The organism is Desulfotomaculum defluvii, from assembly GCF_054657375.1.
Window position 1 is genome coordinate 1353390 of the sequence record NZ_BAAHYV010000007.1, and the last position, 23232, is coordinate 1376621.

Genomic DNA, 23232 nt, shown 5'->3' on the forward strand with positions numbered 1-23232 from the left:
GTTTATGAACTAGACTGATTGCTCGAAAATAGGTGACTTTTTTCAACTAAAAACTCATACCCCCCCATTCCAAACACTGCTCCTTTCCCCACATGGGTATACTGGCCCAATTGCAGCAGGGACATAAACTCTGCTAAATCACCACTGTAGGTTACCTCCCCCACTACTCCACCTAAATTAATCCTGTTATCCTGCCTGCTGGAGTATCGTTCCCAATCCACCCAGTGGGTGTTATCCTTGATGATTTCAACCTTTGCTGCCCTTTCAATCAGTCCAGAGAAATCAGCCTCTATCTCCCAATTATGGTGAAAGTAAGCAAGGGATGAAATACGACGAAGCAAGTTTCTAATAAGTACGTGAAATTCAATTTTTTCTACAAATTCATTAGCAAACTTAAGCCTTGTCATGGTTTTAAAAATAAGACTAATCTGATCTCTGCCAGCAGATGGTCGGGATAAAATATCCGCTCCAGTTATTTGGAGTTTTAGAGGTTTGATCATATAATCTGGACTTCCATAAACCGCTTCTTTTTGTCCGGTAAGGACATTTACCGCTCTTATTTCGTGTAGTTCAAAGCCTTTACGTCCTTTACCCATACCAAGTTTCTCCAATTCCTTAAAACTAACTATGAAATAAGGCAAATAATCAATGGCTTTACCAATTATAATTAGATTAAAGACCAACAGTTCTCCAGGCCCGTAATGAGTTCGTGAATCTAGGGGTGGTTCAATGATGAAAGGTCTAGCAATGGCTTCATAGTTGCGCAGCACTTTTGCCTCTGGTGTAGGTGTGGTTTCAAAGATATAAACATAGGGACAGGAGGTTTTCAATAAACATCCTGTGCAACTACGCCGACGTTGGGCACAGACAATTCGTTGAAAGGCATTGCCAAAACCGCCCCTCAGGGTACTTCCCTTGTAGGGCGGTAAAATAAGTCCATCGCTTCCGGCTTTAAACATGACCTCATACTTGGCCAACTTAAATTTCTCAATCACAAAACGTAACCCCCTTGTAATCGGGTGTATGAAACTTCCTACATTATTCTTTACAGTTTCTATTATTCCCTTTTATTTAGGTATAAAATGCCATAATATCTTTCCTTGATAGAAAACCAGATTAGTGGTTGCACCATTGCTATTGTAGGTTTATCCAAACCTGAGTCGGTTAGAAAAACTTGGCGGATTAAATTCTGAAATGAACCCTAAAATTATTGTTGGTCAGAAATCTTATCACAATCGCATCAATAAATAAGGAAGCAAGGGGATCCCCTTGCTTCCTTATTTATTTTAATAGCTCCATAACCCTTACAGGAGATCTTTTAAATAGAACAATATAGATCTTAATGATGGATGTGTCTGTATCCAGAAACTATTTTACTTCCGTTACGGCAACATTGATCGCCTTTTCCAAAGGGAATCTGTATACTCCTTATACTGTCCACCCCGACATTCATTCAGGAATTACCTCGATGCCGACAATTTTGTATTTTTGTTCTTTAACCACTGTATTATCTTCCTTTAACTTTTTAAAAATAATTAAATCGTATCCATCTTTTGTTTTACTTTGGGATGTTTCATAGATATAGCGCACACCATCTTCAATATGTTCCCTTGTACCCAGCCAGTAGGGACAACTGTTAAGAAAGGAATCATACTTGGTTAGTTCTGCAAAAATTTTATTTGAGGCTTCAACATTAATATCTGCCAGCTTCTTTTCAACATGGGCTTCACTGACCTCAGCATCCCTACCGATGCTTTTTAAATACGCCGCTGCTTGGGCTTCTTGCTGTCTAGCCAAGTCCGAATATGCACTTTGGGCTGCAATCACTTGGGTTCTAAGTTTTAGGGGGAACATTTTTTTGATAGAAGCTGTGTAATATGCCCCATCCTCTGGTTCCTGATATTCCAGTAAGGAATACTCACCCTTTGTATTCTTAACAAAGGTAATTACCGTTGGGATAGCCCCACTGCCACTGGTTTTGGTAAATACTCCGTTTTCAAATTCAAACCAACCAAAGCTGGCGATAGTATAAACTTTGACGCGGCCATTATTCTCCTCTGTGTCCAGAATAATGTGTCCCTCAGTAGCCACCTCCCCTGCCCTATAACCCTTGTTTTGGCCTATAATGGCCTGACTTACGGCACTATCGATATTTCTGGCTAAGTTAGCTGATACAGGGTTAGCTAAGCCTTTGATTAAGGTTTCCAGTGTTGGTACATCTTTTGAGAAATTCCGAAGATCTTGGGCAAAATTCTTCTGCAGCTCCGACCTTTTGTAATGATATTTAGGGGATTGAACAGTTCCCTTAGTAATAAAGGTTATCTCATCGACATTTTCAATCAGTGCAAAAAGAATTACAGCATTATTTTGAAAAATTGTTTCCATTTGCTGAGGTTCCTTAGTGGTAGTCCGGAAATCGTAATCGACCGTTACCCCGTAAGGAACGACTTGAGTTTGCAAGGAAACCTCTTCTCTCAAATTAGCATAGGGTAAGCTGTCAATAAGGTGTATCACCTTACTGTTATCCCCTACGTAAGCGGTTTTATATTTATATAAAGTCTGGGCATTATAGCTTGAAAAATTGGGCGAAGGGTTTTCCTTAGCAGATTTAATACGCTGTAATTCAATGCCCAGCACCGTTAGCAAAAGAAGAATAACCAAAAGAATTAATATAGGTTTATATTTGCCAAAATACTTCATTTTCCCTACCCCCTTAATGTGGATGTGTGGCCTGAGAACTCTTCCTTTGCCGATGTTTGTTTTAATTCTTAGCTTTTGTGCCTTTGATCATTTTGGGTTGTATCTATTGCTTGGAAAAAGTCACTTAATACGGTTGCACTATAAAGTTCACAGGTAAATTTGTGCCACCTGCTGGCATCCAATTTATTTCAACTTCATCGCTATTTAGAATATGTTCCTTATAAACAAGAATTCCTTGTTTTACTGTGTTAAGGCCGATGGCTGTAGTCTCAGTAGGAGCAACAAATCCTTGTGTTACCAACTCCCCGTTTATCGCAATGCTGGAAGCTGTGGCAAATGCGCCACCACGGGAATTAATCACGATTGCTTCAGGAATCTGTAAAAATGGAATTAACTTAAAGGTTGTATGATATAAAACGCCGTAATTGCCATAGTTAATCACTTTCTTGCGATCCACTGCCGAATAGCCCTGTAAATATTCGGTTTTTCCTGCCACGCCAACTACCTTATAACCCCGTTCATCAAGACCAATTACATAGGAGTGATAGTAATCAGCAGTATTAAAAGTTCCACGCAAAATTGTGGGTTTTTTTTCACCCTTTGTTGTTTTGCCCAATAGGGCAAGACCCCTTAACGAAGCTTTGGGATCTGATCTAGCCACTGTCGATACCTGAATTGCATCACTGACAGTTGCATCGATAATAAAGTTCACTAATTGATCTTTGTTAAGGCAAACAGGCTCTGCTAAAAATACAGTTTTCCCAGGTTCTATCTCTATAGTTTTATCTACACTTGAATTAAGCCACTCTTTTACTGCATTTTTACCTGCAGCAATATAATTCATTGAAGGTCCAGATACTGCTGTTTTTTCTATATGTACCGAAACCGAGTGATTATTTTTGTTGGTTAATAAAATAGAAAAATACAGGGGATTTGTCGAGCTATTAACATGGTAATCAAAGACTCTAAATTTACCCTTGTTTTTGAAGGGATAAATAGTATCTTGGTATGATATACCTGGCTTATTGATGTATTCTGGAAAGTCACTAAATAACAACGTTCTAGTACTTTCGGGCTGCTCATCTTCCAATTTGTTGGACAGGGTTTTTAAAAACACGGCAGGATTAGCCTCAAAGTTTATGGTGTTACCTAAATTATGATTGTTATAATTGATTAAACTTGACGGAGTCGAAATACTAGCATAAGCACTGTTAATCAAAGTTAACACCAAAAATAAAGATAAAAAAATTGTTTTCATCTTCTTAAACCTCCATTGTTATAAAGACGAGATTTATATCCTAAAGTAACTTAGTTACCATTTATTCTTTTTCTTTATTCCTTTTCTATAATGCTTTATATTATCCTCTCGCTTCTTTTGACATTTTTCCGGTCGAGAATTCATATCATATAGGATGCTGTAATTTACGTTGCGGGTAAAATTATGAATGCAAAAAAAGTGTCGCTAACTACTAAAAAGTAGTTTTGCGACACTCCCTTACTTGTATTGTAATACATATTCAACTAATTAAGGCTTCAACACCCAGCACCAATACCCTGCATGTGCGCCAACGATCCATACAGCTTCTGCAAAAGCTCAAATTCTCCAGCGTCATAGAAGTGGCAGCGTCCAGCACCGTATTCTTTGGCCACTTCTAGGGAAAATTTAGCTGCAGCGGTAATATCTATCTCATGGCTTGCTCCGGTGGCGCAGCCTGGTACTGTTACTTCACTGGTGATAGCCACTGCCACCAGGGGTGAGCTTGTCACTACCGAAGGCTGAAAAATACTGTTAATGTGGTGCAAACCGTTGCCATAGGGGGTTATATCCTGCAGAGCCACTGGGAATGTTACCGGTAGGTGGCCGGTGGTGATCTGTAGGGTAGTTAGTAAATCTTCACTGACCCTAAGGATATACCCGTCTTTGATGGTGGGAGAGATGGCAATACCCCGGTGATTGATCACTCGGTTACCCTTGGTGGTGTCAAGGGATAAAATAGCATCCATGTCTGGGTCCACTTCAAAGCGATTCATGGTTTCCATATCTACCGGGGAACCCATAAAGGGTACAGGATCGTGGGGCTGAGTTGGAGCATGGGGACAAATATGGGTGGCGATGATCACATCCCCAGGCAGTTTATCACCCTTTACATCCATTTCTACAAGCTTTAGGGCCACGGCCAGGGCCGCAATGGCCCCATCGGCATCTGATACCAGGCCAATGCGCTCGGGCCTAGCACCTATGCCCCCTAAACGGCCGATAATTCCCAGAGTCGGTGCCGTACCCCCCACTGTCTTGCCACAGGTACCGGGTACATCAATTCTGATGAAATCAGTACTACCAGCCTGTCCCTGTACTTGCTTTACAGTAACCCTTTTTGCCCCCCGGCTTTGCAATAAATCTGCCACTAGTTGTCCCGTCACTATGGCACTATCCAGTAATTCATAAATTTCTAGTACCTGTTTTAACATATTGGTCTCCACCTTAATAAATTAGCGTAATTAATCCATAACTGGCAGGTTTTCGATCCTTTAAATAGGGTGTTTCTCGGCGACCTTGGATCAATTGATCCAAGTCCACCGTAGCTACCAGGATATCTTCCTCAAAGCGGGAAGCTTCTGCTAGGGTTTTCCCCCTAGTGTTGACAATCTTGCTCTTGCCATGCATAACCACATCTTCTTCCCGGCCAACCCTGTTCACCGCAGCTACAAAGAGCCTGTTTTCCAACGCCCGGGCAGCTATGTTAATATCCCATATATCTTCATCCTCTTGCCGCCAGGCCGAAGGGGCAAAAATTACCTCTGCACCCTTGAGCGTCAGTATCCTTGCCACCTCTGGAAAGCCAATATCATAGCAAATCATAATTCCTACTTTGCCAAACTCGGTTTCAAAAACAGGGTAATGGTTACCGTCGGTAAAATAATAACGCTCCGTGGCGTAGGCATGTACCTTGCGGAACACCCCCTGTACATGGCCACCTTTATCAATAAAGACAGCGGCATTATGGATCAGGCCAGTGCAGGCACCCTTTTCGTTCATGGGCAAAATAATATAAATGCCCAATTCCTTAGCTAACTGGCAAAAGATATCAGTGGTGGGTCCTGGTACTGGTTCGGTTAATTGCCATAATTTATCATGCAGCAGGTCTGGTCGGTAGCCAGTGGTACAAAGCTCCGGCAGGCAAACTATTTGTGCTCCCCTAGCCGCAGCTTGCCTTATCCTTTCACTGGCTCTGGCCACATTGGCCGGAACATCCCCTAATACACAATCCATCTGAATTAAACCAATGGTTAAATTTCTACTCATGACGTAAACCCCTATACAACAAGATTTCCCGCAGCCTTCACTCTGATTTTAGTAGCATTGCCAGGCAGATAAGCCAGTGGCACATCTTCAATTTCAACTATATCTATGCTGTCCGGGTCAGCTCCAGCCTTAATTGCTTCTTCAATGGCCATTTGTTTTGCACTTTGGATGGCCCCTTCCCGCCCCAGTTCATCAAGGGAGAAAACCCTTTCCACTTGTCCGCTGACTTGGGCTATGGCGGAACCTATGGCATTGGCCACATCATAATGATCCGGACGCACTACTTCCGAAGCGCCAGCCAATTGATCGGGCAGAATAATACTACCACCGCCCACCAGGATAACAGGAATTGGCTCCGAACTGGTTTTCATACGGTCGATGACATCTTCGGTCATTGACACTATTTGACGGTAAGCTTCGTCCAAGGTTTCTTTAGGAAGGTCTTTAACCTTAGATGTATCCCCCATGGCAGCCAAACCTAAGGCCGTTACCACATCGGAGGTGGTCAAGGTTTTACCGCCAAAGATCAAAGCTTCCTTAGTGATGCGATAACCCACACTGTCTGGGCCAACGGTGATACCTCTTTCATTACGAACAATAGTGCCGCCGCCCAGACCAATGGATATGAGATCTGGCATGCGGAAATTAGTACGCACACCACCGATTTCCACTGCGATGGAGGATTCTCGAGGAAATCCATTGACTAATACACCCACGTCTGTGGTGGTTCCGCCCACATCTACTACTAGAGCATTCTTCTCCTTGGCCAAATAGGAGGCACCTCGTATGCTATTGGTTGGCCCGCAGGCAATGGTTAGGATGGGGTAACGTGTGGCATAGTCCACAGCCATTAGTGTTCCATCATTTTGGCCAAAGTAAACTCTAGCATCAATGCCCTCTCGCTGCAGAGCGGCCATGAAACCTTCCGCTGTGGTCCGGGCAACATCAACTAAAGAAGCATTTAACACCGTAGCATTTTCCCGTTCTAAGAGACCGACACTACCTATTTCATGGGAGAGTGATACTGGTATATCACCTAATTCTTCTCTCATAATTTCCGCTGCCCTCAGTTCGTGGGCATTGGTGACCGGAGAAAAAACGCCAATGATGGCTATTGAATCAGCTTTGCCCTTGATTTCCCTAGCGATTTCCCGTAACCTTTTTTCATCCAAGGCAGCGATCTCTCTGCCGTCAAATTCGTGTCCACCCTTAACCAAGTATTGTAAATTTCCAATGGCCTGTCTCAGGTCACTGGCCCAACCAGTTAACGGCTTGATGGCACCAGTGGCAGGTAAACCAAGACGGATTACAGCCACTTTGTTTAACCTTTTGCGTTCCACCACAGCATTGGTGCAATGGGTGGTGCCTAGCATAGCATATTTAATCTTACTGGACTCCACCGCTCCTTGCTGCAATACCATGGACATGGCCTGATAGATACCAGTGGAAACATCTGGCGTGGTGGGTGTTTTGGTTTTGGCCACAGGAGTTAAGTTTTCATCCAATATTACAGCATCTGTATTGGTGCCGCCAACGTCAATACCTATTCTATAACTCATTAATCTTGCCCCCCTTGCTGTTGCGAACCCTTTCCTCTAGAGGGATATAATCGATGTCATAGCCAAAATAGTGGGGTCCTACAGTGGCAATACCCTTTGCCGTGCGCCAGTGGGGGTGACAGGGAATACCGATAACCACTGCCCTGGCTCCATATCTCAAGCCTTCAGTAGTTATGGGACGTCCAGTCTCGGCATCAAGGACGGCAATTAAATCCGGTGTGGTAACCAATACTTCATTTTCTGTTCTGGCAATCAGGTGTTCATTTTGGAAATTAAGGGTCAGTACTTGTCCTTTATAAGTATCAATACCTTCCAATTTGCTTTCACCCCGGGCAAAACCACCCACTGTTCTACGGGCTACGTCCACAACCTTGCCTCGGAATAGCTCAAAACCACTGGTTACCCCTAAAACTGTTTTGATGGGATCCACACGATTCACCTTTGCCTCTCGGATAGCCCGACCAATCTTCTCGGTTAAGGTAATAATACCGTGAATACCGCTCAGTTTCAGTTGTGAGCCTTGCATGGGGTAAATGGCTAGCATCACCGCTCCACCCATTTCCACTGTGGCATTTCTGGCCAAGCGTTCGGTCCAGACATTATCAACGGTATTTAACATTAGACTATTGCCCTTCTCATCGCAAAGAACCATCGGAGTAGCAGATATATTATTTAAGTGAAAAGTCACCATTTGTAATTCTGGAAAGGCTCTGCCCATACCATCTGTGTCCACCACTGGAATGCCCATCCGGGCTGCTAAGGCCAGTGGGATCATGGAGTTAACACCACCTGCCTCAATGGGAAGGGTAGCATAGATCTTAGAACCTAGATAGCTTTCCAGGGAGTTGAAGGCACTAATGACCTCTTCGCCGCTGGGCACCTTTTCCACCAATACGGTGGGTGCACCCATCATGGCTGTTGGTACAATCAAAGCATCGTCGGGAACCTCATCAGGTTCTAAAAGTTTAATGGGGCCAAATTCTTCTACAGCCTGGATGGCCATAAGTTTACCCACATAAGGGTCACCGCCACCCCCGGTACCCAATAACGCTGCACCCAGGGCTATATCTTCAATGGCCTGAACATCTAAGATGCGCATTTGTTTTCTCTCCTTATAGTGATAAATTAAACTGTCTCGTGGGTTTTGGCGAATTCAACTTGGCTTTGTTTTGATACCAGTGCATAAACTTTCATGCCTAGATAATAGCTCAGCCCACCAACTATCAGAGAGTTAATGGCGGGAATACCAGTATCGGTAACAAAATAACCTACGAGAAAACCAACTAACCAAGCAGCCATCGTTACAGGATTCCAAATTTCACAGGACTCGGGTAAAGCCCCTCGCTCCCTACTCTCATCGAGAATCCTCCGGTCTCGTTTTAAAATGTAATAGTCTACAAACATAATGCCAGCCACCGGAGGTACAGCTACCCCCAGGAATACTAAGAAATTAACAAAATAATTGATAATCCCAAGCATTGAAAGAACAGTACCAATAATTCCAATGGCCCAAGTAGCGGTAACCCGGTTTACCTTCCACTGGAAAAGGGCATTGAGCATGTTGGTGATACCCAGACTTGAAGAATATAGGTTGATATCATTTAACTTAATAGTTGAGAAAATAACAATTGCCGCTCCAATCCAGCCTGCTAGGGATAGCATAATCGTTACAATATCACTGGAGCGTACTGCCAAAGCCATTAAAACAGACATCATGTTCATGCCCAATTCTCCCACAAAGGTACCAATAAGAGTCATCCAGAATACGTCTTTTTCCGATCTCATAAAACGGCTCAGGTCAGGGGTAATAATAGCACCAATCATAAAGCCCCCTGCCACCATGGTAGTGGCCACAGCAAAACTTAGGGGTTCTCCAGCAGGCTTAGCCTGAATTAACTGTCCCACATCATGACCAGACAACACTTGATACATAGCAAAGCCCACAGCTAAAATAAATAAGGGCACTGAAATATTGGCCGTAAGACTTAACAACCGGAAACCGAAAACAACAATAATTGTTACAGCCAACCCAGTAATCATAGCCCAAATTTGGACATTAAAAAGACCAGTAGCTTCTAATAATCCTTCAGCAAAAACAGTGTTTTGTACACCAAACCAACCCATCAGGGCAATGGCAATAACCCCGCCAATAATAGAGGAACCCATTTTACCAAAACCAGCCCAGCGGGATAGTAAACTAGTTGACAAGCCTTCTCTGGCCGCTGCAGCACCTAGGGCATAACTAACTACCTGTAACAGAACACTACCCAGCATAGTTGCCCAAAAAGCACCCCAAAAGGTCATACCATAGCCCAGTGCCGCCCCTAACATCAGCTGGGAAACACAGGCCAAGGAACCAATGCGGATTACCAGTACCTCCCACATTGGTCGCCTAGCTTCCAGCGGTACCCTAGATAAAGAATAATCGTCGCCGCCGTGTACATTTGCCATAAATACTCCTCCTCAAAAAGATAAAATTATTTCTCGGGTAGACACCGCACGCAAATATTTATGCAAATACGATGCCATAGTTTTGGGATCATAGGAGGTTATCACAAAACCAGATAAAAAAACAGCTACCAAGTAACCGGTACTGATTACCGCCTTCTGCCTTCAGCTTTATATGCTTTGCTCAGGGGACTACCGAGGACTTAGCGTTGTCATTCCTTAAGCAAATGGCAAAATGCAATTCTCATTTTAAATCATATTTCTCAACTATATTTGTTTATTTTTTTAATTGTTCAGTTGTTTTCTCAATATTTCTCGTTATTTATCATTAATTTTCATATTGTAACATAATCCCTACTGGGTTTATAGTATAGTTATCAAACATTTGGAGGAAAACCTATGCTTTTCAGTGGGGCAATAACCGCCGCTGTTACTAGTCTGAAAAATCTACTGCCCTGCCATATTACCCTTTGGTACAGGCAGAAAATAATCTATACAAACTTAACTACCCCTTACACCCTGTACAAGGAATGGCCTATCATTGGCGAGTCCCAGCAACAAAACAGTGCTGTGGTGATCAATTCACCTCGGCAACACTACATCTGTCTGAAATGCCCAGTGGTTAATACCTGTTCTATAGCCTTAGAGTTGTTTTTCCCCTTTACGGAAAATAGTCAGGAGCCAGGGAACGGAGTATGTCTGCAATTTTCTGCCGATGCATTGGAGTGCATGCAAACTATGGGCCTAAGCCCCTGGTTACGCCACCTAAAATACTATACAGCATATATCGAGTTTCTGCTTAAGCAGGATGCCCAGATAAAAAAAGAGTTACTGCAAATAAAATGGACCCTATGGAATGAACACTTGAAAAAAAGTGTTTTACCCATAGGGTTCTTTTTTTGTACAATCATAGCAACAGGAGGAAGGATAAAGTGAGCAAAATTATATTTTCATCCGATGACATCAAAAAACTGGAGATAAACCCCTATGTTGCTAAGGTTTCTGAACGTTCCATCACATACACCAATGATTTTAAGCGTTTGTTCATTGACCAATACTTGAAGGGTAAGTTGCCTCGAGCTATATTTACGGATGCTGGATTCGATATTGATATTATTGGAGTAAAACGATATGAGCAGGCTGCTTACAGATGGATTAGGTCCTATAATGAAGATGGAATCTTAGGACTAAGAGATACTCGTACAGAAAATTCCGGTCGTCCACGGATTAATGAACTTTCACAAGAAGAAATTATTACCCGCCAGGAGGCAAAGATAAAGTTACTCGAGGAGCAAATAGAACTGCTAAAAAAGTTAGACAAAATCGAAAGGAGGATGGTAAACACAGGAAAAAGTCTCGCAACAAGTGATATATTTCAGTTAATTAACGACACCATTTCAAAATATAAAATGAAGGGTATGGTATCGTATTTCTGTGATATGTTGGGGGTTTCACGGTCTGGGTATTACAATTACTTGTCGTCTGAAGAAACTCGACAGTTACAGGAAGAAAAAGACCTCCATGCAAGGGATATGATTCTTAACGCCTATTACAAGCATGGATACAAGAAAGGCTCACGTTCAATAAAAATGGTATTAGAACAGGAATTCGAATTGGTGTTTAATAGAAAACGGATACAAAGAATCATGCGTAAATATGATATTAAATGTCCAATCAGGAAGGCTAATCCTTACCGACGGATGGCAAAAGCCACAAAAGAACATAGGGTAGTTCCCAATCTTTTAAATAGACAATTCAAACAGCGTATTCCTGGAAAGGTACTTCTAACTGATATTACATATCTTCCATTTGGTGTATCTAAAATGGCCTATTTATCAACAATTAAAGATGCTTCTACAAATGAAATTCTTTCTTATCATGTATCTGAGCGCATCACCTTAGATATTGCCACAAAAACCATTGAAAACTTGATAAATCATAACAGTGAACTACTGCATTCTGAAGCATTTGTTCATTCCGATCAAGGATGCCATTATACCAGTCCAACGTTCCAGAGGCTTCTCAAGAAATATGGTTTAGGCCAATCTATGTCTAGGCGTGGCAACTGTTGGGACAACGCTCCACAAGAATCCTTCTTTGGTCACATGAAGGATGAAATTGATTATCGAACCTGTAATACGTTTCAAGAAGTAGAAAAACTAATTGACCACTATATCAATTACTATAACAACCATAGATATCAATGGGGATTAAAAAAGCTGGCCCCTGTACAATACAGGAACCAGCTTTTAGCAGCCTAATTCTCTTTTTTAAACTGTCCTTGACATAGGGTCCACTTTAAAACACAACAGATCAATTACCTTTTAACATTGATTCCAGAAGGTGTTTTATTGGTGGATGAGCAAAGGGAAATCAGTACAATGAACGAGCAGGCAGAAAAATTCAATCTGCCCCATTATCTGCATAACAAAAAAAACCTAAAGATCTTTAATACACCTGGAAACACAATAAAATTAGCTGAATCCCCCGTTCAGGTTCAAGTGAAAAATTTTTATCACAATAAAAAATTCATTGGAGCACTGTACCATAGCCAAAATGTCATATCGGCTAACCCTACGCCCCAAAGAGTGCCACCACCGCCGGAGTTACCAAAAATTATTGGAAAATCTCCTGCCTTGCAAAAAATAATTAGTATGGTAAAGCAGGTTGCAAGTTCCGAATCCACTGTTTTACTAAGGGGAGAAAGCGGCACCGGTAAAGAATTGTTTGCCCACTCCATTCATGAATTAAGCTTAAAATCTAATGGTCCCTTTGTAGCCATTAATTGTGCGGCTATTCCAGAGGCTCTTCTGGAAAGTGAATTGTTTGGTTATGAAGAGGGGTCCTTCACCGGTGCCAAAAAAGGAGGAAAACCAGGTATTATCGAGCTGGCCAATAATGGAACTCTTTTTCTAGATGAGATTGGTGATATGCCCTTAACCCTTCAGGCAAAACTCCTTAGGGTAATCCAAGAAAAGAGCATTGAACGCGTGGGTGGATCCCATCCAATTTCCATAAATGTGCGCCTGGTGGCTGCCACTCACCGTAATCTAGAGGAAATGATTGAAATAGGTACCTTTCGGGGGGATCTATTTTTTCGATTAAATGTAATACCCATTTTTATTCCTCCCCTAAGACAGCGTCCGGAAGACATCGAGTTGTTGCTCCACTATTACCTGAGAAAATATTGCCTGATGTTAAGAAAGCCCTTTAAGATCTTATCTTACGCCGCCCTGCTGCAGTTGCTAAGATATAATTGGCCAGGAAATATCAGGGAATTAGAAAACATGGTAGAATATTTAGTTAATATTCATAATCAAGATATCATTACCCCTGAGGACTTACCCACTAATATACAACAACTGACGCAAGAGAAAAATCAACAGGTCAGTAACCCTGACCCAGCTCTCTTACCTGGAAAAAACAAAGGACAAAGATCCCGGCAGGAAATTATTGACTCGTTAAATTGTTACGGTTGGCATACTGAAGGAAAAAAAAGAGCCGCCAGTGCCCTAGGCGTTAGTCTAGCGACCCTTTACCGTCGTATCAAAAAATATAAGATTAAGGAGTAAGCAAAGATGCTGGAAAATTTTGTGGCCCAGGACATCCTTCCCTTAACCCTGGGCAGTATCGTTTTGGGTTCCGGTGGCGGCGGCAATGCATTCACTTTGACAACCCCACTGGAGAGCTATTTAAGAAAACATTCATTAAGTGTTAAGGTCATCCCTTATCACCAATTACCGGATAACTATACAGTTGCTTCGGTAGTACTGCTGGGTTCACCAGAACTGATGGAAGAAAATCTACCGGATGGCAGTGAAGGAGAGCGTGCCATAGCCCTTGTGGAAAAAGCCATTAACCGTAAGATAGATGCCCTCTTTGCACTGGAAGGTGCTGGCATAAACATCCTCTACGCCCTAATGGTAGCAGCAAAAACTGGTATTCCACTAATAGATGGTGATGGCACGGGAAGAGCTTTCCCGGAATTGCATATGACCACCTTCCACATCTATGGCCAACCGGGAACCCCCTCTGCCCTTACCAATTCAGAGGGTAAAGAGGACTTATTCTTCCATAAAGATAACTTTCTGTTTGATCTTAATATTAGGAAAGCTTTGGTTGAGTATGGGGGAGTGGGATACTTTGCAGGACTGGCCATGGATGGCAGGGAGATGAAAGAGGCCTTGGTACCTGGTACTCTTTCCTTTGCCCTGGAAATGGGTCTCGCTTTAAAAAATGGCACCTATGAAGATACTTTTCTGGCTTTAAGTCATGTGACAAAAAACTCCATTTATGGCCGAGCCATCGAGCTTTTTCTTGGCTCAGTGGTGGAACTAGGTAATATTGCAACCCTAAAATTAAAATCCATAGTTCTGAAAGGAATTAAACAATATCAGGATGATAGCTTTCAGATATTAGTACAAAATGAAAATGTTTTTGCCTATCGTAACGATAAGGTGGTAGCCATGGTGCCAGATATTATTTCTATTCTGGAATACCCTGCGGGTAAGCCCATTAATAACAATGAAATATACAATGGCATGCAGATTGCAGTGATTGGCATTCCTTGCCCCAATCAATTACGTACCAGTAGAGCCTTGAACATAGTTGGTCCCTCTACCTTTAGTTATAAGTCTAATTATGAGCCTTTGGAACAGCTTCATCCAGATTACTATTTTGGGAATAATGGAGTATAAACGATGAGTTATACCATAAGCATACATCTAGAAGAAAAAAGTATTTCCTGCCTCTTAGCCATTGAGGGTATGATTACAGCAACCAGTCAATTGGACTATGGCCAGGATTTATCTGAAACCTTTGACAGTGTTTTCAATAAGTTGCTAAAAATGACCTTCGTTGATCCGGCAGAAGTCAAAACCATTTTAATTACCTGTGATTTTCTAAACCTTTTTGAGACCGGCCATATTAGCCAGGGTAAAATTGGTTATATCCGTTACCTGCCTAAGATTACCAGAGATAATCACCCCTTTGAAAACTCTCCCTTACGGGAACATGTCCTACTGGGAACTGTGGACAGTTTTGAGGGCCTAGAAGCTACCCTGAAAATTATGGGCCTCCAAAAACTAAGTGCTTTGGCCATTAATCCCTCCTACTTTTCTTGGCATCACTTGACCGAGGAGGTTCTCTCTCCCCTGGTTGATAGGCATCTTGGGCGACTCCCCCTACTTTTAGGTTCTGCCTTAAATAAAATTGGTTATACAGAGCGAGAAAATCTATTATTAATAAATACACTACTTGTTCCAGGTGTGCACCAATTTTATAGCAAGTTACACCAAACTATGGAACGAGTGGGTATTGAAGCGAAAATCCTTACCCTACGTAGTAACGGCATGCTGATGACCGAATCAAAGGCACACCAATTCCCTATTTTTACAGTTAAGGCACCATTGGCAGCATGTTTTCTGATGGATGCCTCTCGTTTTTCTGGACATGCCATTAAAGTTATCCAACAAGATCAACAACTTATTTTTGGGCTGACAGAGCAGGGTTTACCCCACTCACCCAGTGCCCCAATCCATTACTGTCAGATATCCTTCAATATACCACATCCCTTTACCAGAAGGGTATTATTGACCAGTCGCTCCGATTCTGATACCTTGGCCGAAGCCATTAAAGAAATATTAAATTCATTATATATGGCTGATGAATCTATACCCGTTGTAATCGATCTACCCCATAATGAAATCAATTCTATATTGTTTCGCATCTGCCAGCGTCTTTATTTGCCAATATTCAATACCAACACCCCCACTAAGGCAGCTGTTTTAATAGCACCTGTCTGTATCGAACATGAATACTGCCTTTCAGACTACACCGATGCAAATCGCCCAAAAATACAGGCGGCACTGTGGGATAATCTAAATCAAGAACTTATATCTGAAAATTTGACTTCTACAGGGGAGTGGTCAAAATTTTGTGACGAACGCTTTATTCGTTACCTACCCCAACAAACAGCCCTAGTCCGACTTGGTTTATACGGTCCCTACAAATAAAAAAATGGCTGACACGCGATATGGTGTTAGCCACTTTTTTCCAAAAGGTTTGTTTTAAATTTTAATAAAAAGGTAGTACCATTAGGACTAGTTTCAATGTCAATGGTTGCGTGATGCTGAGCCGCTATGCCATAACAAACAGCCATACCCAAACCAGTCCCCCGCTCCTTGGTTGTGAAGAAGGGTGTCCCTAGTTTATCAAGAACTTCTGGAGACATACCAGTGCCTTGGTCTAAAACTGAAAGAATTACTTCATCCCCAGAAGAAAAGGTACTAATAGTAAGACAGCCACCATGGGGCATTGCCTCCAAACCATTGCGGGTCAAGTTAAGAATGATCTGGCGGATTTGTGCAGGATTTAAAAGTATTTGTGGAATTTGTCCCAGCTTAATCTCGATACTTTTATTTGTCCCTATGGTTTCCGCCCGAAGGAGGGGCGCTATATTCTCAATAATAGGGTTTAAATCATGCCAATTCAATTGACTGGTATGATTCCTGCCAATGGAAAGAAATTCAGAAATAATGTCATTAGTCCTATCAATTTCTTCAATCATCGTCTCAAAATATTCTCGATATTTGGCACATTCCTTATCTGCCAGCATTTTTAAAAAACCACGCACTATGGTCAGAGGGTTCCTAATTTCATGACTTATTCCAGCCGCCATTTGACCTATCAAATTTAACTGGTCCAAACGAACCATTTCTTTTTCTAACTTTTTTCTGTGTCGACGACCTTCCGCCTCACGAATCTCCCTTTCGATGGCAGGAAACAGTCGAGCTAGATTACCCTTAACAATATAGTCATGGGCTCCGGCCTTCATGGCCTCAACCGCTGTACTTTCTGTAATATTCCCCGATAATACAATAAAAGGAATGTCCATATCCTTTTCTTTAACTAACTTAAGTGCTTCCATGCCTCCAAAACCAGGCATAACATAATCTGCAATAACGATATCCCATTTAGATTCTTCCAAGGCGGTAAGCATCTCTTGGCGGGTAGCAACCTGTTGATAAAATAGATTATAATCGTTCTTGCGTAATTCCCTTAAAAGTAATAGGGTATCATCCTCTGAGTCTTCTACAATTAATACCCGAAGATCCTTTGCCATTAATAAACCTCCCTAGGAAATATAGCTTCCGCTATCCCCTACCCCCTTGGTATGTTATTGCTTAGGCAATTGATTTAGTACCATCCAATACAAGCCTAATTGTTTTACAGCCTCAGTAAATTCTGTAAAATCAACTGGTTTTCGAATATAACTATTTGCTCCCAACTGATAACTTTCAAGGAGATCCCTTTCCTCAATGGAAGATGTTAATACAACCACTGGAATAAGTTTTGTCCGTTCATCATTTCTAATTATTTTTAACAATTCTAAACCGTTCACTTTAGGTAGCTTTAGATCTAGCAGCATTACCTCCGGCATGATACTGGTATCTCGACCCTCATAAATACCTGAACCAAACAGGTAATCCAAAGCCTCTACACCATCTCGAGCTACTACCACATCATTGGCTATATTGTGCTTTTTCAATGCCTTGAGAGTTAACAATTCATCATCAGGATTATCTTCTACCAACAAAATCACTTTATTTTTCATAGTAAAACTCCATCTCAAATTAGTTATTTGCACAATGTAAAAGTCGCCAAAGCAGAAAGTTAAAAGACTTCAAACCTTAAACGGCACCAGTAAAGAATGAAAAAGTATGAATCATCTAGGTAACGGGTGAACAGAGGTCAGCCCCTACAGGCCCAAGGCCCACAGCTTCATGCCAATGGACGTTATTTTTCAAGGTAGCTAAAAGCTAAAGGCTAAAGGCTAAGGACTAATTTCAGGCCAACGTCTTACCCCGGGTTTCTTGGCCCAAAAATAAGACCGCTAGGGCTGTAATAGCAAATACTGCGGTTAGCATAAAAAAGACCACTGCATAGCCATTTTCTTTTCCTTGGGTCTGATAAACTACTCCCACTAAATAGGGAGCTGCTATAGCACCTAAACGACCCACGGCAGCAGCCCAACCTACACCAGTACCCCTAGACCGTGTGGGGTAATTTTCCGGCGTATATGCATAAACTGCTCCCCAAGAACCTAGGCTAAAGAAATAAAGTAGACTTCCCATAATCATGATCTCCGAAACTGTATTACTTTGTCCAAAGAAATATGCTGATACCGCCGTACCCGTCAAATAAATGATCAGCACAGCCTTACGGCCAATTACTTCAATTAAATAGGCAGCTGTAAAGTAACCCGGAACTTGAGCAAGGGTCATGATTAGAACAAATTGCAAACTTTTAATGACCATAAAACCTTTGCCCACTAACAAAGTTGGAATCCACATAACAAACCCATAATAGCCGAAGTTGATACCCAGCCAAAGTATCCAAAGGGTTAAAGTACGTCGCCAAAGGGGACTTGACCAAAGTTCAGCAAATGAAACACACTTCTCCTTAGAAAGGTTCCAATCCTTACTGGCATGGTCTAGCTTAATACCAGCTTGCTGTTCCATTTGAGAAACAATTGCATCGGCCTCTTGGTAGCGGCCCTTTTGTACTAAAAACCTCGGTGATTCTGGAATGCTTTGTCTTAAAAAAACCGCAGCCAGTGCGGGAACTGCACCAATGTAAAAGGCAACTCGCCAACCGTATTCAGGAATAAGCAAATAGGCTATCAAAGCAGCAGCAATCCAGCCCCAAGCCCAAAAGCTTTCCAATAATACAACAAAGCGCCCCCGAACCCCCAGAGGGGAAATCTCACTAACCAGCGTTGATGCCACAGGTAATTCACCACCTAATCCAAGGCCAACAAAGAATCGAGCCAGTAACATAGTGGTAAGACCTACTGCCATTCCGGCAAAACCTGTGGCCACTCCGAATAAGGCCAAGGTAAATAAGATAATTTTTTTGCGTCCATATTTGTCTGCTAGACTACCACTCAGGGCAGCACCCAATGCCATACCCACCATACCTACACTGCCAATTAAACCCAATTCAGAGGGCGATAGTCCCCATTCCTTTTGCAAAGACGGCATTACAAAAGAGACTAGCCCAACATCCATTGAATCAAATAACCAACCAATACCTGTGGCCAGCAGTATTGACCAGTGCATAGGAACCACTGGCAACCTGTCCAACCTTTTTGCAATATCCATAGCTACTTACCTTTCCTTTCTACAATAAAAATATTCCGAACATTGTTTATTGACAAATTAGTCTATATTTAAATTAATTGTAGCACTAAGGGACTTTGGGTTCCATAATATTTACCAATTTATATTGTATCCAAAAAACAATAATTAAGTAATCATAACAGCTATTCGACTATTGTTAGATTATCAAAACTACTATCTAACTAATATATAAAGCCGGCGATAAATAAAAAAGGTTCGGAACAATGCCGAACCTTTTAGCATGGGACTATATTCCAATGCCGCTGTTTTTACCGATGACCCTACTAGCTTACGAGAAGACACCATCTGTCAATGTCATGACAGGTGGTGTCCAGGCTAGGTTTGAAATTTGTCAAATTTACTATACCACCTCAAGCATACTTCTCGCTGTAAACTGAATATTATATAACTCGGCATAAAAGCCTCCCTGGGCTAGCAATTCCTCATGTTTACCCTTCTCGATGACTTTACCATTATTCATGACTAGGATTAAATCTGCATCTCGAATGGTAGACAGTCTGTGGGCAATAACAAAGTTTGTCCTTCCTTTCATTAGTTCTTTCATAGCCCTTTGAATAGATACCTCGGTTCTTGTATCTACATTACTGGTAGCTTCATCTAGAATAAGAATAGGAGGATTGGCCAGAAGTGCACGGGCAATGGTCAAAAGTTGTTTCTGTCCTTGGGAGATATTCGAAGCTTCTTCATTTAATACAGTATCATAACCATCAGGCAGGGTTCTGATAAAGTGGTCGGCATGCGCTGCCTTAGCAGCCCATATAACCTCTTCCTCAGTGGCCCCCTGACGGCCATAGGAAATATTATCTTTGATAGTACCGTTAAAAAGCCATGTATCCTGAAGCACCATACCAAACAGACTACGCAGGTTGCTGTGCTTAAGATCGTGAATATTTACACCATCAATGGTAATTTTGCCGCCGCCAATTTCATAGAAACGCATAAGCAAATTAATTAATGTGGTTTTACCAGCACCGGTTGGTCCCACAATGGCAATGGTTTGCCCTGGCTTGACCTCAATATTCATATCCTCAATCAAGGTAACTTCTTCTTTATAACCAAACTTAACATGTTCAAATTTCACTTCCCCTTTAGGTGATGCTAGGATCTTGGCCTGAATAAATTCCGGCGTTTCTTCCTGTTCATCCAAAAGTTCAAACACCCGCTCAGCGGAAGCAATGGTAGATTGAATAATATTACTAATATTAGCCACCTGGGTTATGGGGTGAGAAAACTGCCTGCAATATTGCATAAATGCTTGGATATCACCAATTTCGATGGACCTTTTCGTTACCATTACACCACCCACGACACAAACCAGCACATAGCCAATATTGTTTATAAAGGTCATCATGGGCATAATAATACCAGAAACAAACTGCGCCTTCCAACCAGAATGATATAACTTCTCATTAATCTCATTAAACTTATAGATAGATTTTTCCTCATATCCAAAGGCCTTGACGACCTTATGACCAGTAAACATTTCTTCTACATGACCGTTCAGCTCCCCTAGGGCCCTTTGTTGACCCATAAAAAAGGATTGTGATTGCCGGGCTATCAACATGGTTACGACAAAACTAAGGGGTATCGTAAGCACCAGGATTAAGGTCATTAATGGACTGATGGTCAGCATCATTACTGTTACACCGACCAGCGTAACGATGGAGGTTGTCAGTTGTGTAAGACTCTGTTGTAAAGTAGTACTAATATTATCGATATCATTAACTGCCCGACTTAGGATTTCTCCATTGGAATGAGAGTCAAAAAATTTAAGAGGCAGGCGGGAAAGTTTTTCATATACTGCTTGACGCAGATCATACACTGCCCTTTGTGCTACGCCAGCCATAATATATTGTTGGACATAGCTAAATAGGGCACTGAAAATATATAGGGCACCTAAAATTAGTACAATTTGGAAAATATAATCTAAATCAATTCTAGCACCTGCCATACCCTTAATTTTCATCATTATTCCTTCAAACAGCTTGGTGGTGGCTTTACCAAGAATTTTCGGGCTTACAATACTAAAAACAGTACTCAATATAGCAGTTATAAATACATATAAAAGCTGTAACTTATGAGGTTTTAAAAAGCCTATTAGCCTTTTCAGCGTACCCCTAAAGTCCTTTGCCCTTTGGATGGGCATTGCCATTGACGGGCCACCGTGACCAAACCTCTGTCTACCGCCTGGCTTTTGTTTCAGATCCTTTTCACTCATGCTACTTCCTCCTCCGAAAGCTGCGAGGCTACAATTTCTTGGTAGACCTGACAATTTTGCATCAGTTCTCGATGTTTTCCAATGCCAGCAATCTGTCCCTCGTCTAAGACAATAATTTGGTCTGCATCCATTATCGAACTGACTCTTTGGGCAACCACCAACATCGTAGTATTAGTAGTCACTTGTTTGAGGTCAGACCGGAGTTTAGCTTCCGTTTTAAAATCAAGGGCTGAGAAGCTATCGTCAAAAATATAAATTTTGGGTCTTCGCACCAGAGCCCGGGCAATAGAAAGGCGCTGCTTCTGACCACCTGAAAGATTTGACCCTCCCTGGGCAATTAAGGAATCAAAACCATCTTTTAGGCCCAAGATAAACTCACTGGCTTGAGCAATATTAGCTGCCTGACGAACTTCTTCAGCAGAAGCGTCTTCCTTACCATAGCGAATATTTTCTGCAATGGTGCCAGTAAAGAGGACCGTCCTTTGTGGCACAAAACCAATTTGGGCACGCAGTGTCTCTTGTGGCATCTGGCGCACATCCACCCCATCTACTTGGATGCTCCCACCATCGACATCAAAAAACCGAGGGATCAGGCTGATGAGTGTTGATTTTCCAGATCCTGTTCCACCAATAATGGCCGTTACCTCACCAGGTCTAGCACAGAAGGAAATATTAGAAAGAGCTGGCATTTCTGCTCCGGGGTAACTAAAAGAAACTTTTTCAAACTCAATAAAGCCTCTCTGGGAGTTACCTTGTACCACATGCTCTGGTTCTTTAATTTGGTGCTCCATGTCTAATACCTCATTAATCCTTGTGGCAGAAACCGAAGCCCGGGGAATCATAACAAACATCATGGAAAGCATCATCAAAGAAAAAAGTATTTGCATAGCATATTGGATAAAAGCCATAAGATCTCCAACCTGCAAATTGCCTTGATCAATTCGTATACTACCGAACCAGATAATTGCTATGGTTGAAAAATTTAGCAATAACATCATCATCGGCATCATGGCAGCCATGATTTTGTTTACTTTAATTGTAGTACCGGTAAGGTCGTAATTTGCTTTCTGAAAACGATCTTGCTCGAAATCCATGCGGTTAAAGGATCGGATAACTCGAATGCCAGTAAGTCCTTCGCGTAAAACTAGGTTTAATCTATCTAGTTTAACCTGTATGGCTTTGAAAAGAGGCATCCCCTTGCTGGTAATGGTAAAAATAGTCAAGGCAAGAACGGGAATAATCCCAACTAAGATCAGAGATAGCTTAGGATCCTTAGATACTGCCATAATAATACCACCGATACACATTAGAGGTGCGCTTATCATCATGCGCAGCATAATTGTTAATACGTGCTGTACTTGAGCAATATCATTGGTAGTTCTAACAATCAGGGAAGCTGTGCCAATCTTATCGAATTCTTGTAGTGAAAAATTTTCCGCGTGACTGAAAACCTTTGTACGCAGATTTCTTCCAAAACCCATTGCAACCTTGGCAGTTAGAAAGCTTGCCCCTATGGAGCACACAGTGCCCATCGCAGTAACCAAAAGCATGAAACCACCAACTCTAATAATATAGGTGGTATCACCATTAACAATACCGATATCAACAATATCCGACATTAAGGTTGGCAGATATAGCTCAGAAAGGGCCTGCAAAAATATTAGAACCAAAACCATTAAAATAGGTAGGCTAAAGGGCTTTAAGAATTTGAGTAACTTGAGCACACAGTCATCTCCATTCATCTGAACTTATCTAGTCCTTAATAGGTGTTATATAACACTTAATTATATTTTTAGATCA

At 41.8% G+C, this 23232-nt stretch carries 18 protein-coding genes; 5 read left to right on the forward strand and 13 right to left on the reverse strand.

Annotated elements, in window-relative coordinates:
• Positions 1–2 precede the first annotated feature (2 nt).
• From cas6 to ACYQ03_RS13770, 8 genes are all read right to left on the reverse strand, one after another.
• A complete protein-coding gene (gene cas6 / locus ACYQ03_RS13735; protein ID WP_459910484.1) occupies positions 3–995 on the reverse strand; it encodes a CRISPR system precrRNA processing endoribonuclease RAMP protein Cas6 in 993 nt (330 codons plus the stop codon).
• Between the two features lie 454 nt (positions 996–1449).
• Positions 1450–2700: a DUF4825 domain-containing protein gene (locus ACYQ03_RS13740; protein ID WP_459910485.1), complete on the reverse strand. Its 1251-nt coding sequence runs from the start codon at positions 2698–2700 to the stop codon at positions 1450–1452.
• Positions 2701–2824: 124 nt separating this feature from the next.
• On the reverse strand, positions 2825–3958 hold the full coding sequence (locus ACYQ03_RS13745) for a hypothetical protein (protein ID WP_459910486.1): 1134 nt from the start codon (positions 3956–3958) through the stop codon (positions 2825–2827).
• A gap of 275 nt (positions 3959–4233) precedes the next feature.
• A complete protein-coding gene (locus ACYQ03_RS13750) occupies positions 4234–5169 on the reverse strand; it encodes a DUF1177 domain-containing protein (RefSeq protein WP_459910487.1) in 936 nt (311 codons plus the stop codon).
• A gap of 13 nt (positions 5170–5182) precedes the next feature.
• On the reverse strand, positions 5183–6004 hold the full coding sequence (locus ACYQ03_RS13755; protein WP_459910488.1) for a nitrilase-related carbon-nitrogen hydrolase: 822 nt from the start codon (positions 6002–6004) through the stop codon (positions 5183–5185).
• An 11-nt stretch (positions 6005–6015) separates the two neighbouring features.
• Entirely contained in the window at positions 6016–7563 is a 1548-nt protein-coding gene (locus tag ACYQ03_RS13760) for a hydantoinase/oxoprolinase N-terminal domain-containing protein (protein WP_459910489.1), read from the reverse strand.
• Positions 7553–8662 (reverse strand): S-methyl thiohydantoin desulfurase family protein, encoded by a 1110-nt coding sequence (locus ACYQ03_RS13765; protein ID WP_459910490.1) that lies wholly within the window; start codon positions 8660–8662, stop codon positions 7553–7555. The genes ACYQ03_RS13760 and ACYQ03_RS13765 overlap by 11 nt, the downstream gene beginning before the upstream one ends.
• Before the next feature lie 26 nt (positions 8663–8688).
• The gene (locus ACYQ03_RS13770; protein ID WP_459910491.1) at positions 8689–10014 is read right to left on the reverse strand and encodes a purine-cytosine permease family protein; all 1326 of its coding nucleotides are present in this window, start codon (positions 10012–10014) and stop codon (positions 8689–8691) included.
• Positions 10015–10410: 396 nt separating this feature from the next.
• Here ACYQ03_RS13770 and ACYQ03_RS13775 point away from each other — a divergent pair, with 396 nt between their 5' ends.
• The 5 genes from ACYQ03_RS13775 (at position 10411) to ACYQ03_RS13795 (ending at position 16025) form a co-directional block, all read left to right on the forward strand.
• Positions 10411–10947: a hypothetical protein gene (locus ACYQ03_RS13775; protein ID WP_459910492.1), complete on the forward strand. Its 537-nt coding sequence runs from the start codon at positions 10411–10413 to the stop codon at positions 10945–10947.
• The gene (locus ACYQ03_RS13780; protein WP_459909281.1) at positions 10944–12272 is read left to right on the forward strand and encodes an IS3 family transposase; all 1329 of its coding nucleotides are present in this window, start codon (positions 10944–10946) and stop codon (positions 12270–12272) included. Before ACYQ03_RS13775 ends, ACYQ03_RS13780 begins: the two co-directional genes overlap by 4 nt.
• 93 nt (positions 12273–12365) lie before the next feature.
• The gene (locus tag ACYQ03_RS13785) at positions 12366–13583 is read left to right on the forward strand and encodes a sigma-54 interaction domain-containing protein (protein ID WP_459910493.1); all 1218 of its coding nucleotides are present in this window, start codon (positions 12366–12368) and stop codon (positions 13581–13583) included.
• A 6-nt stretch (positions 13584–13589) separates the two neighbouring features.
• Positions 13590–14708, forward strand: coding sequence for a DUF917 domain-containing protein (locus tag ACYQ03_RS13790; protein WP_459910494.1), 1119 nt, complete (start codon positions 13590–13592; stop codon positions 14706–14708).
• Positions 14709–14711: 3 nt separating this feature from the next.
• Positions 14712–16025 carry a methylhydantoinase gene (locus ACYQ03_RS13795; RefSeq protein ID WP_459910495.1) on the forward strand — a complete coding sequence of 438 codons (1314 nt, stop codon included), beginning with the start codon at positions 14712–14714 and terminating at the stop codon, positions 16023–16025.
• A 26-nt stretch (positions 16026–16051) separates the two neighbouring features.
• Here the strand turns inward: ACYQ03_RS13795 and ACYQ03_RS13800 are convergent, their stop codons facing one another.
• The 5 genes from ACYQ03_RS13800 to ACYQ03_RS13820 all read right to left on the reverse strand — a co-directional run bounded on the left by ACYQ03_RS13800 (position 16052) and on the right by ACYQ03_RS13820 (position 23156).
• Complete coding sequence (locus ACYQ03_RS13800) at positions 16052–17134, reverse strand: ATP-binding protein (protein ID WP_459910496.1); 1083 nt, start codon at positions 17132–17134, stop codon at positions 16052–16054.
• Positions 17135–17188: 54 nt separating this feature from the next.
• Positions 17189–17626: a response regulator gene (locus ACYQ03_RS13805; RefSeq protein ID WP_459910497.1), complete on the reverse strand. Its 438-nt coding sequence runs from the start codon at positions 17624–17626 to the stop codon at positions 17189–17191.
• Positions 17627–17858: 232 nt separating this feature from the next.
• Positions 17859–19175: an MFS transporter gene (locus ACYQ03_RS13810; protein WP_459910498.1), complete on the reverse strand. Its 1317-nt coding sequence runs from the start codon at positions 19173–19175 to the stop codon at positions 17859–17861.
• A gap of 379 nt (positions 19176–19554) precedes the next feature.
• Positions 19555–21432 (reverse strand): ABC transporter ATP-binding protein, encoded by a 1878-nt coding sequence (locus ACYQ03_RS13815; protein WP_459910499.1) that lies wholly within the window; start codon positions 21430–21432, stop codon positions 19555–19557.
• On the reverse strand, positions 21429–23156 hold the full coding sequence (locus tag ACYQ03_RS13820; protein WP_459910500.1) for an ABC transporter ATP-binding protein: 1728 nt from the start codon (positions 23154–23156) through the stop codon (positions 21429–21431). The genes ACYQ03_RS13815 and ACYQ03_RS13820 overlap by 4 nt, the downstream gene beginning before the upstream one ends.
• Between the last annotated feature and the right edge of the window lie 76 nt (positions 23157–23232).

Bases quoted from the DNA above. Each gene is read 5' to 3' on its own strand.
- ACYQ03_RS13740 (WP_459910485.1), bottom strand. From the start codon at position 2,700: ATGAAGTATTTTGGCAAATATAAACCTATATTAATTCTTTTGGTTATT.
- ACYQ03_RS13745 (WP_459910486.1), bottom strand. From the start codon at position 3,958: ATGAAAACAATTTTTTTATCTTTATTTTTGGTGTTAACTTTGATTAAC.
- ACYQ03_RS13750 (WP_459910487.1), bottom strand. From the start codon at position 5,169: ATGTTAAAACAGGTACTAGAAATTTATGAATTACTGGATAGTGCCATA.
- ACYQ03_RS13755 (WP_459910488.1), bottom strand. From the start codon at position 6,004: ATGAGTAGAAATTTAACCATTGGTTTAATTCAGATGGATTGTGTATTA.
- ACYQ03_RS13760 (WP_459910489.1), bottom strand. From the start codon at position 7,563: ATGAGTTATAGAATAGGTATTGACGTTGGCGGCACCAATACAGATGCT.
- ACYQ03_RS13765 (WP_459910490.1), bottom strand. From the start codon at position 8,662: ATGCGCATCTTAGATGTTCAGGCCATTGAAGATATAGCCCTGGGTGCA.
- ACYQ03_RS13770 (WP_459910491.1), bottom strand. From the start codon at position 10,014: ATGGCAAATGTACACGGCGGCGACGATTATTCTTTATCTAGGGTACCG.
- ACYQ03_RS13775 (WP_459910492.1), top strand. From the start codon at position 10,411: ATGCTTTTCAGTGGGGCAATAACCGCCGCTGTTACTAGTCTGAAAAAT.
- ACYQ03_RS13790 (WP_459910494.1), top strand. From the start codon at position 13,590: ATGCTGGAAAATTTTGTGGCCCAGGACATCCTTCCCTTAACCCTGGGC.
- ACYQ03_RS13795 (WP_459910495.1), top strand. From the start codon at position 14,712: ATGAGTTATACCATAAGCATACATCTAGAAGAAAAAAGTATTTCCTGC.
- ACYQ03_RS13800 (WP_459910496.1), bottom strand. From the start codon at position 17,134: ATGGCAAAGGATCTTCGGGTATTAATTGTAGAAGACTCAGAGGATGAT.
- ACYQ03_RS13805 (WP_459910497.1), bottom strand. From the start codon at position 17,626: ATGAAAAATAAAGTGATTTTGTTGGTAGAAGATAATCCTGATGATGAA.
- ACYQ03_RS13810 (WP_459910498.1), bottom strand. From the start codon at position 19,175: ATGGATATTGCAAAAAGGTTGGACAGGTTGCCAGTGGTTCCTATGCAC.
- ACYQ03_RS13815 (WP_459910499.1), bottom strand. From the start codon at position 21,432: ATGAGTGAAAAGGATCTGAAACAAAAGCCAGGCGGTAGACAGAGGTTT.